The organism is Tateyamaria pelophila (assembly GCF_019966495.1).
GTDB classification, from domain to species: domain Bacteria; phylum Pseudomonadota; class Alphaproteobacteria; order Rhodobacterales; family Rhodobacteraceae; genus Tateyamaria; species Tateyamaria pelophila.
In genome coordinates this window covers 1-7,391 of record NZ_JAIMIA010000170.1, presented here as the reverse complement: position 1 = coordinate 7,391, position 7,391 = coordinate 1, and the positions used below count along the sequence as shown (strand labels likewise).

The 7,391-nt window shown below is 57.7% G+C and carries 7 protein-coding genes; all 7 read left to right on the top strand.

Going from position 1 to position 7,391, the window contains the following annotated elements; translation table 11 throughout:
* Positions 1-174: 174 nt before the first annotated feature.
* The 7 genes from LC354_RS25240 (at position 175) to LC354_RS25210 (ending at position 6,775) form a co-directional block, all read left to right on the top strand.
* Positions 175-1,302 carry an OmpP1/FadL family transporter gene (locus LC354_RS25240; protein WP_223428730.1) on the top strand — a complete coding sequence of 376 codons (1,128 nt, stop codon included), beginning with the start codon at positions 175-177 and terminating at the stop codon, positions 1,300-1,302.
* A 100-nt stretch (positions 1,303-1,402) separates the two neighbouring features.
* Positions 1,403-2,338 carry a DMT family transporter gene (locus LC354_RS25235; protein WP_223428729.1) on the top strand — a complete coding sequence of 312 codons (936 nt, stop codon included), beginning with the start codon at positions 1,403-1,405 and terminating at the stop codon, positions 2,336-2,338.
* A 33-nt stretch (positions 2,339-2,371) separates the two neighbouring features.
* Positions 2,372-3,241: an ATPase gene (locus LC354_RS25230; protein ID WP_223428728.1), complete on the top strand. Its 870-nt coding sequence runs from the start codon at positions 2,372-2,374 to the stop codon at positions 3,239-3,241.
* Between the two features lie 76 nt (positions 3,242-3,317).
* Positions 3,318-4,265: a homoserine O-succinyltransferase gene (locus LC354_RS25225; RefSeq protein ID WP_223428727.1), complete on the top strand. Its 948-nt coding sequence runs from the start codon at positions 3,318-3,320 to the stop codon at positions 4,263-4,265.
* A 5-nt stretch (positions 4,266-4,270) separates the two neighbouring features.
* Positions 4,271-5,242 (top strand): alpha/beta fold hydrolase, encoded by a 972-nt coding sequence (locus tag LC354_RS25220; protein ID WP_223428726.1) that lies wholly within the window; start codon positions 4,271-4,273, stop codon positions 5,240-5,242.
* 53 nt (positions 5,243-5,295) lie between these two features.
* On the top strand, positions 5,296-6,165 hold the full coding sequence (gene ppk2 / locus LC354_RS25215) for a polyphosphate kinase 2 (protein WP_223428725.1): 870 nt from the start codon (positions 5,296-5,298) through the stop codon (positions 6,163-6,165).
* Complete coding sequence (locus LC354_RS25210; protein WP_223428724.1) at positions 6,158-6,775, top strand: TetR/AcrR family transcriptional regulator; 618 nt, start codon at positions 6,158-6,160, stop codon at positions 6,773-6,775. Before ppk2 ends, LC354_RS25210 begins: the two co-directional genes overlap by 8 nt.
* Positions 6,776-7,391 lie beyond the last annotated feature (616 nt).

Here is a 7,391-nt window from a genome sequence, read left to right as displayed (position 1 = left end):
ACATCACGCAATTTCCTGTCGATGATCAAACTGGCATCCGTCAGGCTGTGGATCGAGTTTTATGAGTCCGCTGCCTAGTTTGCCCTAGGGTCAATATTGACCACGTGGAGTTGAAATCGTCTATGGCTGATACAAGGCGCAAAGAATAATGCGCGCTACCAGGGAGGAATCGATATGAAATCGCGCGCCATAGCGTTGATCGCGTTGACCGCTTCGGCGTCATCTGCACATGCCCTTGACCGGTCAGGTCAACCCGCCAACATCCTGTTTGAAACGGGCAACGTCGTTGAGTTCAGCCTTGGATATGCCAACCCCAGCATCGACGGCACGGATTTCGCAACGGGTGCAAAGATCGGCAACGTCGCTGACAGCTTTTGGGTTTGGGGCGGCGGCATCAAGTACGATATCAACGAGCAATGGTCCGTCGCGCTGACCGTCGACCAACCCTATGGTACCGAAGTCAACTATCCCGGAGACCCGCAGTTCACATCCCTTGGTGGCACAACGGCAATCGCGGACAGCTATGCGATCACCGCCTGGGCCCGGTACAGGTTCAACGACAATTGGTCTGTACATGGCGGCCTCAAATATCAGGAGATATCGGCGGATATCGGCCTTGGCGGCGGTGCCTATGGCCCCTTGAACGGCTATAACGCATCCTTCGCAGCGGGCGGAGAATTCGGCTATGTTGTCGGCGCAGCCTATGAAATCCCGGACATCGCGCTGCGGGTTTCACTGACCTACCATTCCGAGATCACCCATGACCTGAAAACGGTCGAAACCGGTGTGCCGCTTTTGGGTACAGTGAAAAGCAAAACAGAAATCGTCGCCCCCGAAGCGATCAATCTGGATTTCCAGACGGGTATCGCCGAAGATACACTTCTCTTTGGTTCTGTGCGCTATGCCAAATATTCCGACACGATCATCTCGCCGGTCGGTTTTGATACGGTTGTCGGTCCGGGATCGGACAATGACAGCCTGACAGATATCGATAACCTCACTGACATCAGAATTGGCATCGGTCGTCGGTTTAATGAGCAATGGTCCGGCTCGATCGCGCTCGGTCACCAATCCAAGGGCGAAGACAAGCTTGTCTCGCCTCTGGCACCGGTCAATGGGGCAAAATACGTCGTCCTGGGCGCCAAATACGATGTAAACGAAAGGTTCGCGATTTCGGGCGGCGTGCGCTACACGCGGTTCGGCGAAGCCTTTCCGGAAACCGGAACGCCGGACACGGCACGCGCCGAGTTCAAAGACAACTCAGCGCTGTCCGTGGGCGTCAAGCTGACCTATCGGTTCTGATCCAGCCACCTCGAACTGACCCTGCCCTCCCCAGGGCGGGGTTTTTCTTTGCGCAAGTTCCGGGTGGCGTGCGACGCGGCGCGGTGTCAATCCTTTCCGCATGATACACCAAAAATCACTCTCGGGACGCGCCTGGATCGAACTGCTGTTACTGGCGGCGATCTGGGGCGGCTCGTTTCTATCGATCCGCATCGCACTGGACGAGATCGGCCCTCTGACCTCCATCGCCCACCGCACCGGCTGGGCCATGTTGGCGCTTTGGGTCGTGGTGCTGGCGATGCGCTTGCCGATCCCGCGCGATCCCCGGATCTGGTTTGGATTTCTGGTCATGGGTCTGTTGAACAACGCGATTCCGTTCGGGCTTATGGCCTGGGGCCAATTGCATGTGGAAATCGGTCTGACCTCAATACTCAATGCCGCCACTGCCATTTTCGGTGTTCTGGCGGCTGCGCTCTTTTTTGCCGATGAACGCATGACCATGCGCAAAGGCATGGGCGTGGGCCTTGGGTTTCTCGGCGTCGCGACGGCCATCGGGATCGACAATTTCCGCAACTTCGATCTGCGCAGCCTTGGCCAACTGGCCATCCTCGCAGGCACGATCAGCTATGCGCTGGCCGGTGTTTGGGCGCGCAAGTTTCTGGGCGCGTTGCCCGCGCAGGTGGCCGCAGCAGGCATGCTCACCGGCTCAACGCTGATCACGGTCCCGCTGGCGTGGTGGGTCGAAGGGCCACTGACGCTGGCCTTGCAGCCGGTCACGCTGGTTGCGATCGGCTATTACGCCATCATTGCGACCGCGGGGGCCTATCTCCTGTACTACCGCATTCTGGCGATGGCCGGGTCAGGCAACCTGCTTCTGGTCACGCTGCTGATTGCTCCTGTCGCCATCGCACTCGGCGCAGTGGTGCGGCACGAAGCACTGAGCCCGAACGCCTTTGCCGGGTTTGGGGTGCTGGCGCTCGGGTTGATCATTCTCGACGGACGGGTTTGGGCCATGATCCGACGGCCAGACGTTGACCGCACCGCCCCCCCCGGCTAACACCGCGCGACGGGCTGCAAAAGAGGACAACCGATGCTTTACCGCGATGCCGACCACTGGCATGCCGCCGCCCACAAACGGGTGATGGTCTTTGGCATGTCCGGCCTGGGCAAGACCCATATGTCGGCCACATTGCGTGCCTCTGGCCAATGGTTTCACTACTCCATCGATTACCGGATCGGCACGCGGTATATGGGTGAATTGATCGCCGACAATGCCAAGGCCGAAGCGATGAAAGTGCCGTTCTTGCGCGATCTGCTGCTGACCGACAGCATCTACATCGGTTCAAACATCACCTTCGACAATCTCACCCCCGTCTCGACCTATCTGGGCAAACCGGGGTCTGTCGCGTTGGGCGGGCTGCCCATTGCCGAATACCGACACCGTCAGGACCAGTTCCGACGCTCTGAAATACTGGCACTGGAAGACACCGAATACTTCGCCGACCGAGCACAGTCCCTCTATGGCTATCCGCATTTCATCTGCGACACGGGTGGCTCGATCTGTGAATGGGTCGATCCGAATGACGATAACGACCCGCTGATGACGACGCTCGGCAGCGTTTGTCTGCCTGTCTGGATCAAGGGCGACGCCGCACATACGCAGGCCCTGGTCGCACGCTTTGACAAAGCGCCCAAGCCGATGTCCTACCAACCGGAATTCCTTCTGGAATGCTGGACAGACTACCTGGCCGAAACCGGCACTAGCGAAGATGCCGTCAACCCCGACAGCTTCATACGCTGGACCTATGCGCGCGCGCTGGAGCATCGGCAGCCAAGGTATGAAGCCATGGCGCGCTGGGGTGTCACCGTCACCGCAGACGAGGTTGCCTCGCTGAAAGATGAAGCGGATTTCAACACCCTGATCGCCACAGCCCTTGAGCGGACCAAAGCTTCGCTTTAAAACAAACCTTTCGTTTTTCTCTAGACACTCAACTCAGTTGCCGTCGCACAAAGCCCGGCCCAAACGGAAACGCCTCATGCCCATCAAGCTTCCCTCGACCCTGCCCGCCTACGCCGTTCTCACGGACGAAGGCGTGATGGTCATGGACGAGGAGCTTGCGTCCCATCAGGATATCCGGCCCTTGAAGATCGGGTTGCTCAACCTGATGCCAAAAAAGATCCAGACCGAAACCCAGTTTGCGCGGCTGATCGGTGCGACACCGCTTCAGATCGAACTGACGCTGATCCGCATGTCGGATCACGCCACCCGCAACACGGCCGTCGAACATATGGAAAGTTTCTATCGCCCGTTTTCAGACATTCAGGGCGAAAAGTTTGACGGGTTGATCATCACAGGCGCACCGATCGAACATCTTGATTTTGAATCCGTGAGTTACTGGGATGAATTGAAGCAAATCATGGACTGGACACAGACCAACGTGCATTCCACGTTCGGCGTGTGCTGGGGCGGGATGGCGATGTTGCACCATTTCCACGACGTGCCCAAACACCTGCTCGAGACCAAGCTGTTCGGGGCCTACCGCCACTCCAATCTCAACCCTTCATCGCCATATTTGCGCGGTTTTTCCGACGAATGCGTTGTGCCCGTCTCGCGCTGGACCGAGGTGCGCCGCAAGGAGGTTGAGGCCGCAGGTTTGCCGATCCTTCTGGGCAGCGATGTAACGGGCCCTTGTCTGATCGAAGACCCCACGCACCGTGCGCTCTATATCCTCAACCATTTCGAATATGACAGCGACACGCTGAAACAGGAATATGACCGCGATCTGGCCAACAACCAGATCGAAGGGGCAGAAATCCAACTGCCCTACGGCTATTTCCCAAATGATGATCCGGCACAACGCCCCCTGAACCGGTGGCGCAGTCATGCGCATCTACTGTATGGAAATTGGCTGAGCGAGATTTATTTAACCACCCCATATGACATGGACCGGATCGGACAGGACCGCACGGACCTCAGGGGGTGAAACATATGAAAACTGCCTTGTTTGTGCTGCTTGCCCTGATCGTCATGATCGGGGCAACTGTCCAGTATTTCGCCCTGAAACGCGAACGCGATGCGGCGGCGGCCTTTCCCCCCACCGGCCAGATGGTGGATGTGGGCGGAGTGTCTGTGCATGCCGAACAGGTGGGCAACGGTCCCGATGTGGTGCTGATCCACGGCGCTTCGGGCAGTCTTCGAGAGTACACGTTTGCACTGGCCGGTCTTTTGGCGGATCGCTACCGGGTTACGACCCTGGACCGGCCTGGCCTCGGCTGGACGGAGCAGATTTCACCGGAACACAAACGAGTCTGGACCACTGCGCACGCCTCTCCGCGTGAGCAGGCCAGGCTGCTCAAGGGCGCTGCGGACCAGTTGGGCGTGGAAAACCCCATTGTCGTCGGCCATTCCTTTGGAGGGATCGTAGCGCTGGCCTGGGCTCTGGAGTTTGACGATCTGGCTGCGATTGTGTCGATCGCAGGTGTCGCGAACCCATGGCCGGGGGACTTGGGCTGGTTCTACACGGTGAACGGGTCGGCTTGGGGCAGTGCGTTGGTGGTCCCGCTGATAAGTGCGTTCGCTCCAAAAACAATTGTTGATGAGACCGTTGCCAGTATCTTCGAGCCGCAGACAGCGCCGGATGGCTACCTCGGACATGTTGGTCCGGCCCTGACGCTGCGGCGGGCATCGATGCGATCCAACGCGCGGCAGGTCAACTGGCTGCGGCCGCAGGTTGTTGATATGTCAGCACAATATGGCGACATCAGCGTTCCGGTTGAAATTGTACACGGCGATGCCGATACCATTGTACCGCTCCAGGTGCATTCGGCCAAACTCCCGGATCAGATTGCCGGGGCCAATCTCACCGTGCTGCAAGGTGTCGGGCACATGCCCCACCACACCAACCCGGACGAGGTGATTGCTGCAATTGACCGGGCCGCAGACCGTGCGGGTTTGCGTTAACGCCTCACCTGCCCCATATTAGATGTTAAGAGCAGTAACTTGGGACAAACACCATGAGCCTTCCCTTTGACGGCGCCATCACCGAATTCTTTGAAACAGGTGCGCCGGATCACGTCCGGGCGCAAATCGAAGGCGCGGACAAAAAAGATATCCTCAGCCCCAGCTATCCGCATGCCGAGCGGATGAAGCGCAAAACCTACGACAAGCAAATGGCGGCGCTCCAGATCGAGTTGGTCAAGATGCAGGCTTGGCTGTCAAAGTCGGACACGCGTGTTGCCTGCATTTTTGAGGGACGCGATGCAGCCGGCAAAGGCGGCACAATCAAACGGTTCCGGGAAAACCTGAATCCCCGGGGCGCACATGTCGTCGCACTGTCCAAGCCGACCGAAACGGAAGCAACAGAGTGGTATTTTCAACGCTATATCAGGCGGTTACCATCTGGGAGCGAGATCAACTTTTTTGATCGCAGCTGGTACAATCGTGGAGTCGTCGACCATGTTTTCGGGTTTTGCGACGCCGAACAGCGCGCGCATTTCTTCAACCAGGTAGAGCCCTTTGAACGTATGCTGGTCGATGATGGCATCATTGTCTTCAAGTTCTGGCTCAACATTGGCCGGTCCGAGCAATTGCGTCGCATCATGGCGCGCGAACGCGACCCGCTCAAGCAGTGGAAACTTAGCTGGATCGATGTTGAGGGTCTCAAGAAATGGGATGCGTACACGGACGCCATCCGCGAAACCCTCGATCGGTCTGAATCCGATCACGCGCCTTGGACAATCATTCGCTCAGATGACAAAAAACGCGCACGTCTGAATGCAATCCGCACGGTCCTTCATGGACTGGACTACACAAATAAAGACGCACAAGCCATTGGAAAAATTGACAAAGGCGTGTGTGGTGGACTGGATATCTGGGATGCCTAAACGTGGATATCACCACGGCAATCTCAGGCAGGCGCTGATCGATGCGGCGCTTGAGCTGATCGAACAAAAGGGCCCGACCGGCTTCACCTTGTCCGAAGCGGCCAAGCAGGCGGGTGTGACGCCCGCTGCCGTCTATCGCCATTATGAAGGGCGCGAAGATCTGATCGCCGAATGTGCCCGCCAAGGCTATGGCATCTTTGCCGATCTCATGGAACATGCCTATCAATCAGGTCAACCCTCGGCGCTGGCCGCGTTCGAGGCGACAGGCCGGGCCTATCTGGCCTTCGCCCGCCGCTTTCCCGGTCACTACATCGCTATGTTCGAGAGCGGCATTTCCATCAACCGGACCCCCGAATTGGCCGATGTGGCGCAGCGGGCCAACGCCGTTCTCGAAAAGGCGGCCGGTGATCTCAGCCAACACATCCCCGAAGACAGACGCCCACCGGCTTCGATGTTCTCGGCTCATATCTGGGCGATGAGCCACGGGGTGGTCGAGCTTTTTGCCCGCAATTCACCCGGGCGCGCATCGCCCTTCCCGCCCGAAGATCTGTTGGAAACCGGGATCGGAATCTACTTACGCGGTCTGGGTTTGATCACGCCGGATACCTGAGCCAAGCCGACGCTGGCGCAAGTCACGGCCATCAAGAACGCTCTTATTATTGGCCATCGCGGCAATTAGCGGAGCAAAGCGCCTGTTTTTCTGGAGTTCGCCCGATCTGTCACACAAATTTCACAATTTCTGTGCTTAGAGTGCCCCTGTTCGTGAGTGGACAATTTCAGCACCTTTGGCCCATCGATTGTAATGATCGATGGGCTTATTTCATTGCGACGAACTCTCCTGTTCGCGCCGACATGGCCTGAGCGATACGCTTTGCATCGTTTCACCAGTTCCATTTTTCGCCTCAACGGCAGTGACCACCTGCGCGGGCTGACCCAAGACCCTGAAACACAAAAGGCCGCTCCAATCCGGGGCGGCCTTTCGAAGTGATAATAAATAAGTAATGGCTTAACGCTTGGCTATTTGAGTGTAGCGCGACAATCTGGATGCGAGGAGCGCGTCAATCAGGATGAGAATCCTTGGTCGCGACACTTGAGACGATGCCGTCGTTTTCTATCGCGATCAAGGGTTTTGTGTTTTTGATTGTCGCGGCGCGTCAATCAGCTTGGATGTTAGCCGGTGTCGCTCTTTGAGCTGGGCGCCCAGGCCCCTTTGCTTGTTCGGCGGC